We start from the raw sequence: 15,255 nt of genomic DNA on the forward strand, positions 1-15,255 counted from the left end.
CAGGTGGCGTCGCCGTCTGCAACGGTGCAGCTTCAGCCTCGAATTTCTTGACGCACTGCTCATTGCGCCGCCGTTTAGGGAAGCGCTAGGATCCGCCCAACAAAGGCCATCCCGGTGGCCGTAGAGGTCCCGGCGGGGGGCGGCACGCCGGTGATTGCCTGACAGTCCGCCGACGGTGTCCGGATGCTGGGGGAAGCATGGCAGCGGTCCCGGAGGCTTCTACGTCGCGTTGCGTGCTCTGGTTTGGCGAGCCGTTGGCGAACGAGCGCAGTGCGCTGGCGGCAGCGGGCTGGTATGTGCGCAGCATCCATCCCGATCCCGCCATGGCGATTGGCCTGCGTGGGCGCGATCGTTTGCTCGCCGTGCTCGATCTGCGCCATCTCGATGCGGTCGCGCTGCAGCTGCTGGCGCCGTGGATCGAGCAGCACCAGCATCTACCCTGGCTCGCGGTACTGCCACCGGGTGCCGGACCCACATCACCGGCTTGGCTGCCGTTGCTGCAGCGATGCTGCGCGCGCTTCACGCTGCCGTTCGGCCTGCAGGACCTGGTCTGCGCAATGCGCCAGCAGTTCGACGCGGATGATCCGCCTGTCGACGCAACCTGCGGTGGGCACGGACCGCACGCGCTGATTGGCGAAAGCGCCGCGTTGCATGCGGTGCGCACGGTGCTGCACAAGTTTGCGCCGGTGGAGCTGCCGGTGCTGGTCACAGGTGAAACCGGTACAGGCAAGGAACTGGCCGCACACGCGCTGCATGCGCTGTCGGGGCGTGCCGGCAAGCCTTTCATTGCAGTGAACTGCGGTGCGATTCCGGCCAACCTGGTGCAGTCGGAGCTGTTCGGCCACGAACGTGGCTCGTTCACCGGTGCCGACAAGCGGCAGATCGGCGTGTTCGAATCGGCCCACGGCGGAACGGTGTTTCTTGATGAGGTGGGCGATCTGCCGGCAGAGGCACAGACCAGTCTTCTGCGTGTGTTGCAGGAAGGAACCTTCGAGCGCGTGGGCAGCAGCCAGCCGCTGCGCGCAGACGTGCGTGTGCTTGCCGCGACCCACGTCGAACTGGAACACGCGGTGGCGCAGGGGCGGTTCCGCAGCGATCTCTACTACCGCCTGAATGTGCTGCGCCTGCTGATGCCGCCGCTGCGCGAGCGCGGTGCCGACGTGCAGCTGCTGGCCGAGCACTTCCTGCGCTGCTTCCGATTGCGCCACGGCGTGCGTGCACGCGGCTTTGCACCGGCCGCAGTACAGGCCATGCGGCGCTTCGACTGGCCCGGCAACGTACGCGAACTGCTGAACCGTGTGCAGCGTGCAGCGATCATGGCCGAAGGCGAGCTGATCAGTGAGCGTGACCTGGAGCTGGGCGCATCGGCGGCGGTCCTGCCGGCGGCGATGCTGCACGATGCACGGGGGCAGGCCGAGCGCGATGTGCTGCTGCAGACCCTGCGCCAGACCGGCTACAACGTCTCCGAGTGTGCGCGGCAGATGCAGATATCGCGGGTGACGGTGTATCGCCTGTGCCGCAAGCACCGGCTGGAGCTGCCTGCGCAGCGCTGATCAGCCGGCCGCGAGGTGCTTGAACAGGCGCAACGGCTTGCCCGCGACGCGCTCGATCACGCCCTTGGCTTCCAGGTCCAGCTGCACGGCCTTCAACCACCAGCCGGCGGTGGCACCTGCCGGGAACAGGGTGGCGGGCAGATGTGGCAGCAGTGCCTGTTTTGCCTGCGCAACGGTCAGGCCGGGCGGTTGCGCAGGCAGGGCCCGCAGCAAGGCATGGCGCATGGCGAGATACTTGGCGCGATCCACGCGCTGGATGTGCCCGGGCGTGGTGATGCTCTCGATCTCGATCCGCTCGGGCTCAGACATGGGTATCTCCCGCGACTTCGATGCGCGGGCTGCGGAAGCCCATGGCGATCCACGCCTTCATCAGGCGGGCGTAGAACCGCAGCGAGTGGGTCTTCAGGTTCGGCACATCGTCCGGAAGGACAGACGGGTCAGGAAGATCACTGACCATCGTCCGCATCTCCACGGCGGGTCTTGCCGACGCCGGCCACAACAGGCCATACAGGCTCAGCCAATGGCCGCCGCTGAACTCCAGGAAGAGTGGTGTGTTGCAGCATCCCGCCACGACGCGGCGGCTGCCGCCCGTGCTGGACAACCGCAACGCGCGCAGCATGGCATGTCCGGCATCGATGCTGACGCGATCCTTGCGGTGCATTACGAAGAGCGTCTGGCCGTGCGGGCCCAGGACGTCCGGTGCTCGGGGCATCGACTGCAGCATGGCGCCGGCCTTGCGGCAGCTGTCGCAGCAGCATTCGACGGTGGCAATGGGTTGGCCCGTGGCGGTCAGGCGCACCTGGCCGCAGGCGCAGGCAAGGGACTGGTGTGAGGCCATCTGCGTTTTCTCCTGGGGTTTCATCCTCTCGACGAACCGGGGCGCCGAAAATCGACAACATCTGCCTTCAAGGGCGCATCATCCGAAAGCGGATTCGATACAGGTCCAACCCTGCACCGTCCGCGCGCCGCGCCGAATAGGTCAAGGTGTCGGGTTGCGAGCCATCCAGCATCGCGCCGTAGCTGTCGCCGGAGGCCTCGTTCAAGGGGGAGGGCAATGCAAGGCCCGCGTCATAACGGTCTCCACGCGCGTAGGCGATGAACTGGCGTACCGGTGCACTGCCGAAGTCCAGGGCGCGGGCAAACACCAGCGTCCGGCCGTCGCCCAGGAAGGTGGCATCGAACTCCTGCGCTGCGGTATTGAGGTCTCCCGGCAGCGGCCGTGCCGGCTGCGCCATGCCACGGACCATCGCTGCGACGTAGAGGTCATGGCCACCCGCACCGCCTGCGCGATCGCTGGAGAACAGCAGCGTGGCTGCGTCGGGCGAGAGCATCGGCGCGAATTCATCGGCCGCGCTGTTCACTGCCGGGCCAAGATTGACCGGCTCCCCGAATCGACCGTCGCTCCCCATGCTGACCCGGTACAGATCGTCGCCGCCCTGGCCGCCTGCGCGATCCGAACAGAAATACACCACGCGGCCATCGGCGGAAAAGGCGGGATCGAAGTCGCGCCCCGGCGAGTTGAACGGCACCGGCATCGCCGGCCGCCAGCGCTGACCATCGTTGCGGGAGACCCAGATGTCATACCCGCCTGGACCGCCGGGCCGGTTGCGGCTGAACCACAGTGCGGTTCTACCATCCGGGCTCAAGGTCAGTCGAATCTCGTCGTATTGCGTGGATGCAACGCCCGGGGCGAAGCGCTCGGCGGGGCCGACGATCCGCAGCACCCTGGATGGAGACGCGGGAGGCGACGCAGCAACCAGCAGCATCACGGCCAGCAGCACCTTCATGCCTGTCGCTCGAAGTCGCTGACCCAGTTGGTTTCCCAACTGTGTCCACCATCGGTCGAGGCCGCCTGTTCCCAGCGCGCCGAACGCGGGGTGATGCGTGACCAGATCACCCGTGTCCGGATTGTTCGACCGTCGTGCTGGTCTTCGCCGAAAAAGCGGCCGACACCAGCCTGGAAACCACCGCGCAGTGGCGCGCCGATCCGGGTCGGCTCCCGGCCATCCAGCCACCAGCTCAGCCAGTGCCGCTCCGCCGCATTCCAGGCGCGGATGCCCATGCCGCGCAGCGGCGCTCCAGGCATGTCCATCAGGTTGTCACCCACGTTGCCGAATCCTCCCAGGACCGGCCAGTTGTGCAGGGTGCCGTTGAACGCGTCCCATGCATCGCTGCCTGCCAGCCGAGCGCGCAGGCGACGATGGCGCACGTTCCAATGGCCCACCAGGAAATCAAAATCGCCCGGTGCATCCGGCAGCTTCGGAAGCGGAGAGGGGACCGCAGCAGTGCGGCGGAACCAGTTGCGCCAGTTCACTTCCCAGTGCGCACCGGCATCGTCGGAGAACGCCTGTTCCCACCACGGCTCCTCGCCGTGGATGTCATGCCAACGGAACCAGACCTCGATGGGGCGCCCGTCGATCCGGTCGGTGCCGCGGAAGCTGCCGGCATCGCCCTTGAAAGCGCCGCGCACGGGGGCTTCGATATGGGCAGGGTTGCGGCCATCGATCCACCAGATCGACCACGTGGAAGACACCGGATCGAATGCACGCACGCCCAGGCCCCTGTAGGGGCCCGAAGGCAGCGCCATGACGTTGTCATCGATGGTGCCGAGTCCGCCCAGGGTGAGCCAGACCGCGCTGGAACCGGTGAAGGACTCCCAACGGGTATCGCCGACCAGGCGCTCCTTCAGGCGTCGGTGCCGGACCTGCCAGTTGCCCTGCAACCATTGCCAGTCTTCGCTGTGGCTGGGCAGGGCCCACCCGGGGGGCAGCGCCGTAGATGCCGCCGCGGCGGCCAGGGTGGCCAGGAACTGCCGTCGATCCATGTGCGTGATCCCCTGTCGAAGGTGCCTCCATCGTTGCGCGTACCAGGGGGATTGACCACGCAGATATCGGGGCTCAGGCTAAGTCACACTTATGGTCACCCAACGCCAGCTGCCATCGCTTGCCGCCATCCGTGCCTTCGAGGCGGCGGCGCGGCTGGGCAGCTTCGCGCGCGCCGCCGAAGAGCTTGACACCAGTGCGGCGTCGGTGAGCTACCACGTGCGGCGGCTGGAGGCCCAGACCGGGATCTGCCTGTTCCTGCGCCACGCACAGCACGTGGAACTGACGGTGGCGGGTGCCAGCGTCGCCCAGGAGGCGACCCGGGCATTCGATGCACTGCGCGCCAGCTTCATGCGCGCCGCTGACAGGGATGCGGCGCGACTGCGCCTGTCCGTGCTGCCGACGCTGGGCACCAGCTGGCTGACGCCGCGGCTGGGCACGTTCCGCGCCCGCCACCGGCAGTTCGTGCTGGAACTGGACCTGTCGGCAGCGCCGCAGGATCTGGCCGCCGGTCACTTCGATGCCGCCATCCGCAATGGCCAGGGCGAATGGCCGGGTCTTCAGGCAACTCCCTTGTTTCCAAGCGTGTTCACACCGTTGTGTGCGCCGGCGCTGCTGCACGAGGCGCGTGGGCTGGGCAGCAGCGCGCTGGAGGTTCCCCTGCTCGGGCGGCCGGATTGGTGGGCCCTGTGGTTTGCCGCGCACGGGCACATCCCGCCGCCGGCACCGGAGAGTTTCGTCGCGCCCTTTGCCGTCGAACATCTGGATGTCGGCGCCGCGATCGCCGGGCAAGGCATTGCCATTGGTTCGCCGATCCTTTTCCAGGCCGAGCTGGACAGCGGGCGGCTGGTGCAGGCGCATCCGGGTGTCGCCAGCGACGGTCGCAGCTTCTGGTTCGTGGCACCCACGGCGCGAAATGGCAGTGCCAAGGTCATTGCATTGCGTGACTGGCTGGTCGAGCAGGCCGCTGAGGCGCGGCACGCGGCACGCCACTACCTGGCCCAGGCGGTGGGGCCATGAACCAGAGCCCCGAACTGCTGCGGCGCCTGCTGCGTGCCAAGGACCGGATGGACCGCGCCAGCCATGAGGAATGGCCGGTCGCGCGCCTGGCCGAGGTCAGTGCGGTGTCGCCGGCGCACTTCGCCCGCTCGTTCAAGCAGGCCTTCGGGCTGCCACCGCACCGCTATCTCCTCAGCCGGCGCATCGAACGGGCCGTGGCGATGTTGCGTGACACCGAGTTGCCGGTCACCGAAATCGCCGCGCAGACCGGGTGGAACAGTCTGGGTACCTTCGGCCGCATCTTCCGTGACATCACCGGTGACAGCCCGGGCAATGTGCGTGAGCGTGAGCGTGCAACCCGGGCGGCGTCAGCCAGCGTGCCGGAATGCCATGCACGCGCCGCGCAGCGTCCGGACCTGAAGATCGCAGTTTTGGAGAAGCGCCGCCGCGAGGCGGTTGCTAACGTGGACCCCACCTGAGGGAGGTCCCATGACGAACACTGTGAACACGGTCGGCCTGTATGTGCGCGACCAGGATGAGGCGCTGGCGTTCTACGTCGGCAAGCTCGGCTTCGAAGTGCATACCGACGTACGCAATGGCAGCTACCGATGGCTGACGGTACGCAGTCCGGGCCAGGATGGTTTCCAGCTGGGCCTGTTCGTGCCAGGCCCGCCCACCCACGACGCCGCTACCGCGCTTTCGCTGCAGCAGCTGGTGGCCAAGGGCGCAATGCCGCCGCTGGTGCTGGCCGTGGATGACTGCCAGGCGCGCTACACGCAATGGCTGGCACAGGGCGTGGAATTCACCCAGGAGCCGATCGAGCGCTATGGCGCCGTCGACGCCGGATTCCGTGACCCGTCAGGCAATGGCTGGAAGATGATCGAAGCCCGTTCCGAAGCGAGGCGCCGGCAATGAGCTGCGGTGGCTGGGCACGGCCCGTGCATCGTTGGACCTCGATCGTGTTCACCCTGGCGGTGATCGCCAACTTCGCCGTTCGCGGGCTGGGGCAGGGCGAACCTGCAGCGTGGATCACTTATTCGCCGCTGCCGCCGCTGTTCCTGCAACTGTTCACCGGCCTGTACCTGTTCGCGCTGCACTACGCCGGAAAGCGCCGCAGCGCCGCACTGGGCACTGCGGGCTGAGCAGGGTCAGGCGACGGCGTCCACCGCGTAGGCGGCAAGCAGGCCCGGCAGCTGGTCCATGCGCTGGAAAATCACCTTTGCACCGGCTGCGCGCAGGGCTTCGGGCGTACTGTGGTGCGGGCCACCCTCACTGAAGCCGAACACGGTGGCGCCTGCGGCAACGCCGGCAGTGGCGCCGGTGACGGTGTCCTCGATCACTGCACAGCGCGTCGGGTCGACGCCCAGCGCTGCAGCTGCAGCCAGGTACACGTCCGGGTGCGGCTTGGTGCGCGGCATGTCCTGGCCACTGAACACATGGGCACCGAAGGCATCAAGGATGCCGACCTTGCCCAGCTGCAGCTTCACCTTGTGCAGGTCGGCACCGGAAGCGCAGGCGATCCGCCCGCCGGTGGCCGCAGCGATCGCACGCACGGCCTCGGGTGCCCCCTGGATCGCTTCAAGGTCACGTTCCAGTGCCTGGTTGCGCTGCTGGCGGAACTCCTCCAGCCATTCCTCGGTGAACGGCTTGCCGGTGCGCTCTGCGATCAGCCCTGCCAGATGGGCCACGGACTGGCCGAGGAAGACTTCACCCGCCTGCGCCGGGGTCAGCGGCCAGCCGCGTGCGCTCAGCATTTCCGAGAGAACGCGGGCGACCAGCGGCTCGGAATCGACGAGTACGCCGTCGCAGTCGAACAGCACGGCATCAAACGGGAAACGGGACATCTACAGCTCCAGGGGGCAATGCAGTGGCGCAATTGCCCGCCATTTTCCCACAGCCATCCCTGTGTGGCACCCGGACTGGGTGCCACCCATTCCCGGCCAGCCGGTCAGCCCAGGTCACAACCCGCCGGCTGCGGCCAGGTGCTGGCCGGCAGCATGTTCTTCAACGAGGCCGGTGCGTTGATCGCCACGTAGCTCGCACCCAGCAGCTCCTCCAGATCGGCGATGGTCACCAGATAGCTGTCGAGGCTGCCCAGATTGGCTTCGTTGGGAATGATCCAGCTGATCGCCTTGGCGGTGCCGGTGTTCGGGTCTCGGGTGATGATGGTTTTCCAGAAGAACTCCGGCGTCGGGATGCCGTGACTGGAAAGGAAGTAGTCGTTGGAGGCGTCGCCGTAGACCACGCCACCATAGACATCCACCGGCGCGATGTCGCGGTAGCACTCGGCCACGTTCTCGGCCTTCACCCAGATGCCCTGGTTGAAGCTGGACACCTGCGGAACGATGTTGGTCATGTAGTTGGCGCGGCGGATGTAGGTCGCGTTGTAGTCCATGTGGTTGGACGTCACCAGATGGCCGCGGTCATAGCCGGACTTGATGCTGGCGTAGGATGCGGTGCTGGTCTGGCCGAGGCAGCCTGCCGGCAGGTCCGGATCCTTGTAGAAGCTGGACGGCCGCGCGGCCGAACCGGTGTCTGCGGTCAGGGTGTATTCGTAGCGGGTGGCGCTGTGGATGCTGCAGTCGTAGGTGAGCACGAAGCCGCCCTTGTTGAGGGTGACGACCTGGGCCTGGGCAGCGCCGGCGAAGGCACTGAGGACGAACGCGAAGAAGAAGCTTGCAAGGCGCATTGAGGTTCTCCAGCAGAAGTTCAGGGCGCAGCCGTCCGCCACGACCAGGCCGGGGCGAAGTCATGGGAGGGCGTTGCGGAGACGGGTGCTACGGATTGCGGTGGGACCTGACCGCACGGTGGGGCCATGCAGGCCCTGCGGTGTCGCAAGCGTCACAAGCTGTCGCCTTTCGGTCAACGACGAAAAGGCGAAGCTGTGACAGCGCGCAAGCACTGGAGAGGTGTCAGATCATGCGCCGCGTGGGTGACATGCGCGCGTGCTAGGGCGTCGTAGCGCAGGGGGTGTACGACTCGATATCCTGCGCAGCAGGACCGGAAACCGCAGGATCGAGCAAGGCGAATGATCCACAGTGAACTGCTTGCAGGGGGCGCTGCTGCTGCCCTGATCGGGGTTGCAATCGTGGCTGCGCTGCGTCGACAGAGACGCCCGCCCCATCGCAGCTTCAAGTGTGGGCGCTGCGGCAACGCTGCCCTCCATGACGAACGTACCAGTGGCGCCTGGCGCGCCGGGAAGCAGCGCTTCTACTGCAGGGCGTGTCATGCCACCTGGCTGCGATCGCATCCGCAGGCGTCCGCGCCGCACCGCGGGGCGTCTGGATGCCTGGGCGTCGTTGCCGCACTTGCATTGATGCCACTTGCGGGCATGGTGGCGTGGGTGATTCACCGCGCCTGAATGTGATCCTGCATCGATCCAGCCGGCCGCCGGCTTCGAAAGCGCCATGCTGCGTCGCAAGGTGCCACCCACCATTCGCACTGGTACGGTCCGATCCGTTGCACCACCACCGACGGGGAGAGACCACGATGCGCAAGGTAGTGCTGCTGTTGATCCTGCTGACCGGGCTGGCGCCCACCGCCTGGGCGGCCACGGTCAAGACCACCCATCGCACCATTCCCAGCTGGGATGGAACGCCTCTCGGGGCCTTCGTCATCGAACCGCAGGACGCGGGCAGCGGACGGTATCCGCTGCTGGTGATGCCCAGCAGCTGGGCCGTGCCCAGCGTGGAGTACGTGGGCGTGGCGCAGTCGTTGGCCCGGCGCGGCTATGTGGTCATCAGCTACAGCTCGCGTGGCTTCTGGGAGTCCGGCGGCAGCATCGACATCGCCGGGCCGGCCACGGTCGAGGACGTCAGTGCACTGATTGACTGGGCGCTGGACAACACCCGCGCCGACCCGTCACGAATCGGCGTATCGGGCATCTCCTATGGGGCCGGCACCAGCCTGCTGGCGGCCGCACGCGATCCGCGCATCAAGGCAGTGGCTGCACTGAGTGGATGGGCCGACCTGCAGGCCTCGCTGTACAGCAACGACACCCCCAGCGCACAGGGCATCGCGCTGTTGGTTGCCGCAGGCCTGGCCACCGGTCGCCCGGGACCGGAGCTGTCCACCATCAATCGCAATGTGCTGGTCGGCAACTACCAGGGCGCGGTGGACTCGCTGTTGCCGGTGGCGGCGCAGCGCAGCCCCGGGGCCAGCATCGACGAGATCAACGCCAACCAGCCTGCGGTGTTCCTGGCCAACGCCTTCAACGACAGCCTGTTCCCGCCGGGCCAGCTGGTCGATTTCTTCAACCGCCTGAAGGGCCCCAAGCAGCTGCAGTTGCGCCATGGCGATCACGCGCTCAACGAAGCCTTTGGCGCACTGGGTGTTCCCAACGAGGTCTACGATTCGGTGGGCGACTGGTTCGACCATTACCTGAAGGGGGTGGCCAATGGCATCGACCGGCAGCCTGCGGTGCAGCTGAAGTCACAGAAGGGCAGCTGGAGCACGTATGCGAACTGGCAGGCGACCAGCAAGGGTGCGGTCAGCTACGGCCTGACCGCACCCTCTGGCCTGCTGCTGCCGACCGGTGGCCTGGTCGAGAATGGCAGCAATACTGGCTGGAACTATCGCATCGGCAGCGGGCTGCTGACCGCAGCCAATTCCGGCGTGGCGATGGCCTCCGGCGCGCTGCAGATGATCAATCTGCCGCCGGGTGCCTACGTGCCGTTTGTTGGCCGCAGTGCTGCCGGCGTCTGGCAGGGGCCGATCCAGTGGAGCGCCAAACGGCTGGACGGTACGCCGGAAGTGCGGATGACGGTTACGCCAAGCCGCGCCGACACCACGTTGTATGCGTATCTCTATGCCGAGGACGTGCTGGGCAATGGCCAGCTGATCAGCCACAAGCCCTATACGCTGCGGGGTGCCACGCCGGGGCAGGCGAAGACCATCGACCTGCGGCTGGAGGCCAGCAGCTGGGACGTGCCGGCCGGCAGTCGCCTGACCCTGGTGATGGACACCGTGGACCTGCGCTACGCAGGCATCAGCCAGTTGGGTGGCACGGTGACCTTCAGTTCACCGGCGAACGCGCCGTCGATGCTGAAGCTGCCGCTGCATTGATGGAAGGCCGCGCCCGTTGCGGCGGGCGCGGTACGCCAGGCTGGAAAACTGCGAGACTGGCGTTTGTTCCGGCAAAGGGATGAATCCATGGTCATTGCAGGGCTGCTGCTCGGTGCGGTGCTTGCGGCGCCCGCCGCGCAAGGCGCGCCGAGCGGATGGCCGGACACGCTGTTGAAGGATCTGGACGCTGCCGACGCCGCCATGCGCGGCAGCCATCCGGGCGCCGTGGATCTGCGGAATCCGGGTTTCGTTCCGCAGCTGGAGGCCGCCTCGGCGCTTGCCCGCTCGCGCGCGGCCAATGTCGACAGCTTCGCAGGCTACTGGTGGGCGATGAAGGGTTACGCAGCCTCCTTCAATGACGGCCACGTCAGCCTCAACGCGCTTGCCGACGCTCCCGATCTTCCAACGCAGTGGCCGGGGTTCCTGAGCGGTTTCGACGGTGATGCGCAGGTGGTCATGACCGTGGACGGTGGTCCGGGCCATCCGCCGCTGGGGGCTCGATTGCTGTCCTGTGACGGCATCGATGCGCAGACACTGGCTGCGCGCCGGGTGGGTGACTTCAGCGGGCGCTGGAACCTGCAGGCCAGCCGCATCCAGGGTGGTGGTGAAGTGCTGCTGGAGCAGGGCAATCCGTTCGTGCCAATGTTGCGCAGCTGCGTTTTTCGGGTGGATGGACGCGAGAAGCCCTACGCGCTGCAGTGGCAGCCACTGCAGGCGGCACAGCGCAAGGCGCGCCTGGCCGACACCCGGCGCAGCTTCCGACCGGCCAATGGCTGGCACACGATGCCCAATGGCGGCTACTGGATCACCACAAGCAGCTTCAATGCCGACCCTACGGAGCAGAACTTCAAGGAACTGACCGCGCTGCTCGAGCAGCTTGCTCCAAAAGCCGAAGCACTGCAGCAGGCACGGTCGGTCGTGCTGGATGTGCGTGGCAACAGTGGCGGTGCTTCGCAGTGGAGCATCGAACTGGCGCGATTGATCTGGGGCCGTGCCGCCGTGGACGCGCTGTCCGATCCCAGCTGGGTGGAGTGGCGGACCTCCGAGGCCAACATCGCCCAATTGCGCGGCTTCCTGCAGAAGCTGGTGCAGGCGCCCGACGCGTCGCCAGAGCTGCGTCGCATGCTGGAATCGGTGACGGCGGGCATGGCACAGGCGCGCGACCGGGGTGAGGCAGTGTGGCGCGAGCCATCCGAGGCCAGGGCGGATACAGCTGCAACCGCAGGCCCGGCCGCTCCGCTGCGCAGGGGCAGGGTGGTGATCGTGGCCGATGCCTCCTGCGGCTCGGCCTGCCTCGATGCGCTGGATCTGTGGAAACGGCTGGGCGCAATGCAGGTCGGCGTCGAAACTTCGGCCGACAGCCTCTACATGGATGTCAGGCCGGAGCGGCTGCCGAGCGGCCTGGCCAGGATTTCCGTACCGATGAAGGTATTCCGAGGCCGGGTGCGCGGTTCCAATGAACCGCATGTTCCGGATCGTCGCTATGACGGCGACATGCGGGACACACGCGCACTGGAAGCGTGGCTGCTGGCGCTGTGAGGACGCACCTGCCCATGACGCGGGATTCCCACGTGCCGTTGCCGGACGCACCGCTGGGTCAGCGCAGGTCCGGTGGATTCATCGAAGCGTCGCGGACACAGGGATCACCGGCGTCCGGTGTCAGGCGCGCCTCGATGTCCGGTGGAAACTGCGGAATCCTGCTGGTCTGCATCACCACCCAGCGCATGATCGTGTGCAGGTAGTTGAGTGGCAGCATCGTGAGCCACATGAAACCCGGGAGCTGCGCGTCTTCGGCGAAGATGCGCTCCTTGCCGGACGCGAAGCTCTCGCGCTTGCCGTCCAGCGGCATGCAGCAGTGCACCGCGTCCACGACGGCTGCCGGTCCTTCTTCCATGTAGCGCCGCAGGAACTCCCAGTGGGCATGTGCGTTCTCGATGCGAGAGGTCGCGATGCAGAACGCGAACGTCTCCCGTACTGTGACGCCATCCGCGTCCAGGATCAGTCCGCGGACATCCCAGTTGTACCATCCGAAGGTTCCCGTTCCGCGGCCAAGCGTGAAATAGACCTGGTCCCAGGGCACGCTGAGGATGGTGCCATCCAGCCGGAACACGTCTATCTGCCGGTGCTTGCGATCGAGCGCGATCGGATAGTGGGTCCAGCGGAACAGCTCGAGGCACGCCACCCAGATGCTCGCTGCAGTGAAGGCGGCCAGCATCGCCATGCCGATGAATATCGCCTCCCACAGGCCGTTTTCGTTGGGTAGCCTGTTCACGATCAGCAACCAGAGCAGCATCAGCACGCCGCCCAGCCCGAAGGCAATGCCGATCGCGCCCAGCAGGGCTGCAAAGCCACGCGCGGCGAACCAGCGATCCACCGAAACCAGGCCGTTCGAATTCATCTTCACCACGCACAGCTGTGCCAGCGGCACGACATCCAGCCGCTTCTTCTGCAGCAGGCGGTGCTCGCGATCAAACGCATTCAGTGGGCGGTTGTTGGGAAACTTGCGCGTGTATCCGGTGTAATCCATGGGCGATCCCTGCGCGATTCCGGCGCCCGTTGGATTCTAGCGGGATTCTCCCGGGGGGAGATCAGCGACGAACGTCGAACGGATGGCTCTCCATCAGTGCCCGGACTTCAGCTTCGCGGGCAGGGCTGAAGTCGCCGGGAATGGCGTGCTTCAACGCGCCCGCAGCCAGTCCGAAGCGGACGGTGCTTTCTGCGTCCAGACCGGACAGCAATCCGTGCAGGACGCCGGCGGCAAAGGCATCGCCACCGCCGATGCGATCAACGATGCCGGGCAGCGGCCTCGGAGCCGCCTGCGCGCGGGTTCCATCGCGTCCCAGCAGCAGCGCACCGAGCACGTGATGGTCTGCACTCATCACCTCGCGCTGGGTGCAGGACAGCCACCGCAGGTGCGGGAACGCGGCAAAGGCAGCGGCCGCAGCGGCCTCGGTTCGGGCGACCGCATCGTCCTGCGCGAAGTGCAGCCCCAGCACCAGTTCGATGTCCCGATGATCGGCAAAGACAATGTCGGCCTCGGCGAAGACCTCGCGCAGGATCGCCGCTGCGTCGCCATCCCAGCGTCGCCACAGTGAGGGACGATAATTGCCGTCGAAGGACACCTGCACACCGGCCGCGCGAGCCGCACGCACGGCACCCAGCACCGACTCGGCCACGTTGGCGCCCAGCGCCGGGCTCACGCCCGAGACATGCAGCAGGTGCGCGCCGGACAGCAGGGCAGGCCACGCATGGTCACTGGCATTGCTGTTTGCGAATGCAGAACCGGCCCGGTCATACACCACTTCACTGGCGCGCTGCACCGCACCGGTCGCCAGGAAGTACAGGCCCATGCGATCACCCTCCACTTCACGCACGGCGCCCACGCCCACGCCATGCCGCCGCAGCTCGGCCACAGCATGCCGGCCCAGCGCGTTACCGGGTACCGTGCTGACCATCTGCACATCGTGGCCCAGGCTGGCCAGCGAGACCGCCACATTGGCCTCGGCACCTCCCACATGAACCTGCAGCTGCGGCGTCTGCAGCAGCAGTTCACGACCGGGTGCACCCAGGCGCAGCAGCAACTCACCGAAACAAACGACGCGGCTCATCGGTTCTCTCTCACTCGGGGGTGGTGCAGCCCAGCATGCGCAGATCGATGGCATCGGCCATGCGCCGGTAGCCTTCGTCGTTGGGATGCAGATGGTCGCGGGTGATCTCGTTGGGCAACGATTCGGCTGCCTTCGGGTCACGCAGCGCGGCATCGAAATCGATGATGCCATCGAAGCCGCTGTTGCCGCCGCGTGCCCACTGGTTGATCGTGGTGCGGGTGGCGGCGGACACGGGCTCGTAGCGCTCGGAACCGCCGAACGGGGTCAACGTACCCAGCCAGGCGCGGATGCCGTGCGCATGCAGCCGCGCCGCAACCTGCTGATAGCCCAGCAGCATGTCCGCCGCACTGCGTCCAGGCAGCGGCTGCGCGCCACCACCGTGGCGGATGTCATTGATGCCTTCGAACAGGATCACCTGATCGGCGTCGGCCACCGCGATCACATCGCGATCCAATCGTGACAGCGCACTGTGGCTGCGGCCGTGGTCAAGCAGCTTGTTGCCGCTGATGCCCTGGTTGAGCACCACGAACCGGTTCGGGCAGGCCTGCTGCAGGCGCTGCGCCAATCGCTCCGGCCACTGGTTGAAGCTGCCGCGGCGTGCGGTGGCGCCTTCCGTGATGGAATCGCCCAGCGCCACGATTACCTGGGGACGATCATCACGCTGCACCATCACTGCCGAGAACACGTTCTGCTGGTAGCTCAGCCGCACGCTGTCGGCGACGGCTGTCTGCCTGCCATCTGCGACCCGCAGCTCGGTGCGGCGCACCGCGGGGCGGGTGGGCTGCGGGAAATAGGCACTCACGCTGATCTCCTGCAGCGCCGCCACCGGCATCCGCACCGGGTCGCTCAGCAGCGCGGCTCCGACCGGCACCTCGATGACCGCGCGGCCATCCACCGTTACCGGCAGCGGTGCGGCCTTGCCGTCCTTCACTCCCACACGCAGGTCCTCGACCCGCAAGGGCGTCGTGCCGAGCTCGTTGCTGATGCGCAGCCGCAGCGCATCGCCACGGCTGCCGATACGCATGTCCTGGCGCACGGTCTGTGCGGCGAACTGTACGGGTGCCTCGGACGTTCCGTCCTTGCGGTCGGGCGCGGGCGCGGCCGTCCAGGCAGTGACCCACACGGGTGCAGCCCACACGGCGGGCGCCGTCATGGCGGAGCAGAGCGTCAATGAAAACAGAAGTGTCCAGCGCTGCATGGGCAGGAGTC

General features: G+C 66.9%; 16 protein-coding genes. 7 read left to right on the forward strand and 9 right to left on the reverse strand.

All coding sequences use genetic code 11. From position 1 onward, the window contains the following. Positions 1 to 197 precede the first annotated feature (197 nt). Positions 198 to 1,553, forward strand: a complete 1,356-nt coding sequence (locus AC5P6S_RS06475) for a sigma-54 dependent transcriptional regulator (protein ID WP_060380358.1) — start codon at positions 198 to 200, stop codon at positions 1,551 to 1,553. Here AC5P6S_RS06475 and AC5P6S_RS06480 read toward each other — a convergent pair whose 3' ends face one another. The 4 genes from AC5P6S_RS06480 to AC5P6S_RS06495 form a co-directional block, all read right to left on the reverse strand. Further along, a complete protein-coding gene (locus tag AC5P6S_RS06480) occupies positions 1,554 to 1,862 on the reverse strand; it encodes a DUF6958 family protein (protein WP_005413537.1) in 309 nt (102 codons plus the stop codon). Continuing rightward, positions 1,855 to 2,391 (reverse strand): GFA family protein, encoded by a 537-nt coding sequence (locus AC5P6S_RS06485; RefSeq protein ID WP_111118065.1) that lies wholly within the window; start codon positions 2,389 to 2,391, stop codon positions 1,855 to 1,857. Before AC5P6S_RS06485 ends, AC5P6S_RS06480 begins: the two co-directional genes overlap by 8 nt. A gap of 67 nt (positions 2,392 to 2,458) precedes the next feature. Further along, a complete protein-coding gene (locus AC5P6S_RS06490) occupies positions 2,459 to 3,340 on the reverse strand; it encodes a TolB family protein (protein ID WP_241875994.1) in 882 nt (293 codons plus the stop codon). Beyond that, complete coding sequence (locus AC5P6S_RS06495) at positions 3,337 to 4,377, reverse strand: twin-arginine translocation signal domain-containing protein (protein ID WP_197596064.1); 1,041 nt, start codon at positions 4,375 to 4,377, stop codon at positions 3,337 to 3,339. Before AC5P6S_RS06495 ends, AC5P6S_RS06490 begins: the two co-directional genes overlap by 4 nt. Before the next feature lie 91 nt (positions 4,378 to 4,468). On the opposite strand from AC5P6S_RS06495, the gene AC5P6S_RS06500 reads away from it, so the two are divergent. From AC5P6S_RS06500 to AC5P6S_RS06515, 4 genes are read left to right on the forward strand one after another with little or no spacing between them, the layout of a single operon-like run. Further along, entirely contained in the window at positions 4,469 to 5,395 is a 927-nt protein-coding gene (locus AC5P6S_RS06500; RefSeq protein ID WP_099561379.1) for a LysR substrate-binding domain-containing protein, read from the forward strand. Next, positions 5,392 to 5,853 carry a helix-turn-helix domain-containing protein gene (locus AC5P6S_RS06505; RefSeq protein WP_099474460.1) on the forward strand — a complete coding sequence of 154 codons (462 nt, stop codon included), beginning with the start codon at positions 5,392 to 5,394 and terminating at the stop codon, positions 5,851 to 5,853. The genes AC5P6S_RS06500 and AC5P6S_RS06505 overlap by 4 nt, the downstream gene beginning before the upstream one ends. Before the next feature lie 10 nt (positions 5,854 to 5,863). Then, the gene (locus tag AC5P6S_RS06510) at positions 5,864 to 6,289 is read left to right on the forward strand and encodes a VOC family protein (protein ID WP_049450762.1); all 426 of its coding nucleotides are present in this window, start codon (positions 5,864 to 5,866) and stop codon (positions 6,287 to 6,289) included. After that, entirely contained in the window at positions 6,286 to 6,516 is a 231-nt protein-coding gene (locus tag AC5P6S_RS06515; protein WP_088429731.1) for a hypothetical protein, read from the forward strand. Before AC5P6S_RS06510 ends, AC5P6S_RS06515 begins: the two co-directional genes overlap by 4 nt. Positions 6,517 to 6,522: 6 nt before the next feature. Here AC5P6S_RS06515 and AC5P6S_RS06520 read toward each other — a convergent pair whose 3' ends face one another. Together AC5P6S_RS06520 and AC5P6S_RS06525 are read right to left on the reverse strand one after the other, a co-directional pair. Next, positions 6,523 to 7,218 carry an HAD family hydrolase gene (locus AC5P6S_RS06520; protein WP_088429733.1) on the reverse strand — a complete coding sequence of 232 codons (696 nt, stop codon included), beginning with the start codon at positions 7,216 to 7,218 and terminating at the stop codon, positions 6,523 to 6,525. Between the two features lie 104 nt (positions 7,219 to 7,322). Further along, positions 7,323 to 8,063: a DNA/RNA non-specific endonuclease gene (locus AC5P6S_RS06525; RefSeq protein WP_024957199.1), complete on the reverse strand. Its 741-nt coding sequence runs from the start codon at positions 8,061 to 8,063 to the stop codon at positions 7,323 to 7,325. A gap of 800 nt (positions 8,064 to 8,863) precedes the next feature. Here AC5P6S_RS06525 and AC5P6S_RS06530 point away from each other — a divergent pair. Further along, positions 8,864 to 10,438, forward strand: a complete 1,575-nt coding sequence (locus AC5P6S_RS06530) for a S15 peptidase family protein (protein ID WP_235643729.1) — start codon at positions 8,864 to 8,866, stop codon at positions 10,436 to 10,438. Between the two features lie 87 nt (positions 10,439 to 10,525). Next, entirely contained in the window at positions 10,526 to 11,977 is a 1,452-nt protein-coding gene (locus AC5P6S_RS06535; RefSeq protein ID WP_099561376.1) for a S41 family peptidase, read from the forward strand. A gap of 58 nt (positions 11,978 to 12,035) precedes the next feature. Here the strand turns inward: AC5P6S_RS06535 and AC5P6S_RS06540 are convergent, their stop codons facing one another. From AC5P6S_RS06540 to AC5P6S_RS06550, 3 genes are all read right to left on the reverse strand, one after another. Then, entirely contained in the window at positions 12,036 to 12,965 is a 930-nt protein-coding gene (locus AC5P6S_RS06540; protein WP_076740031.1) for a DUF6708 domain-containing protein, read from the reverse strand. A 61-nt stretch (positions 12,966 to 13,026) separates the two neighbouring features. Next, positions 13,027 to 14,046 carry a sugar kinase gene (locus AC5P6S_RS06545; RefSeq protein ID WP_099561375.1) on the reverse strand — a complete coding sequence of 340 codons (1,020 nt, stop codon included), beginning with the start codon at positions 14,044 to 14,046 and terminating at the stop codon, positions 13,027 to 13,029. Positions 14,047 to 14,056: 10 nt separating this feature from the next. Next, the gene (locus AC5P6S_RS06550; protein WP_099561374.1) at positions 14,057 to 15,244 is read right to left on the reverse strand and encodes a GDSL-type esterase/lipase family protein; all 1,188 of its coding nucleotides are present in this window, start codon (positions 15,242 to 15,244) and stop codon (positions 14,057 to 14,059) included. Between the last annotated feature and the right edge of the window lie 11 nt (positions 15,245 to 15,255).

This window comes from Stenotrophomonas sp. YJH_SMC_119 (assembly GCF_059368315.1).

Bases quoted from the DNA above. Each gene is read 5' to 3' on its own strand.
- AC5P6S_RS06475 (WP_060380358.1), top strand. From the start codon at position 198: ATGGCAGCGGTCCCGGAGGCTTCTACGTCGCGTTGCGTGCTCTGGTTT.
- AC5P6S_RS06480 (WP_005413537.1), bottom strand. From the start codon at position 1,862: ATGTCTGAGCCCGAGCGGATCGAGATCGAGAGCATCACCACGCCCGGG.
- AC5P6S_RS06485 (WP_111118065.1), bottom strand. From the start codon at position 2,391: ATGGCCTCACACCAGTCCCTTGCCTGCGCCTGCGGCCAGGTGCGCCTG.
- AC5P6S_RS06490 (WP_241875994.1), bottom strand. From the start codon at position 3,340: ATGAAGGTGCTGCTGGCCGTGATGCTGCTGGTTGCTGCGTCGCCTCCC.
- AC5P6S_RS06495 (WP_197596064.1), bottom strand. From the start codon at position 4,377: ATGGATCGACGGCAGTTCCTGGCCACCCTGGCCGCCGCGGCGGCATCT.
- AC5P6S_RS06500 (WP_099561379.1), top strand. From the start codon at position 4,469: ATGGTCACCCAACGCCAGCTGCCATCGCTTGCCGCCATCCGTGCCTTC.
- AC5P6S_RS06505 (WP_099474460.1), top strand. From the start codon at position 5,392: ATGAACCAGAGCCCCGAACTGCTGCGGCGCCTGCTGCGTGCCAAGGAC.
- AC5P6S_RS06510 (WP_049450762.1), top strand. From the start codon at position 5,864: ATGACGAACACTGTGAACACGGTCGGCCTGTATGTGCGCGACCAGGAT.
- AC5P6S_RS06515 (WP_088429731.1), top strand. From the start codon at position 6,286: ATGAGCTGCGGTGGCTGGGCACGGCCCGTGCATCGTTGGACCTCGATC.
- AC5P6S_RS06520 (WP_088429733.1), bottom strand. From the start codon at position 7,218: ATGTCCCGTTTCCCGTTTGATGCCGTGCTGTTCGACTGCGACGGCGTA.
- AC5P6S_RS06525 (WP_024957199.1), bottom strand. From the start codon at position 8,063: ATGCGCCTTGCAAGCTTCTTCTTCGCGTTCGTCCTCAGTGCCTTCGCC.
- AC5P6S_RS06530 (WP_235643729.1), top strand. From the start codon at position 8,864: ATGCGCAAGGTAGTGCTGCTGTTGATCCTGCTGACCGGGCTGGCGCCC.
- AC5P6S_RS06535 (WP_099561376.1), top strand. From the start codon at position 10,526: ATGGTCATTGCAGGGCTGCTGCTCGGTGCGGTGCTTGCGGCGCCCGCC.
- AC5P6S_RS06540 (WP_076740031.1), bottom strand. From the start codon at position 12,965: ATGGATTACACCGGATACACGCGCAAGTTTCCCAACAACCGCCCACTG.
- AC5P6S_RS06545 (WP_099561375.1), bottom strand. From the start codon at position 14,046: ATGAGCCGCGTCGTTTGTTTCGGTGAGTTGCTGCTGCGCCTGGGTGCA.
- AC5P6S_RS06550 (WP_099561374.1), bottom strand. From the start codon at position 15,244: ATGCAGCGCTGGACACTTCTGTTTTCATTGACGCTCTGCTCCGCCATG.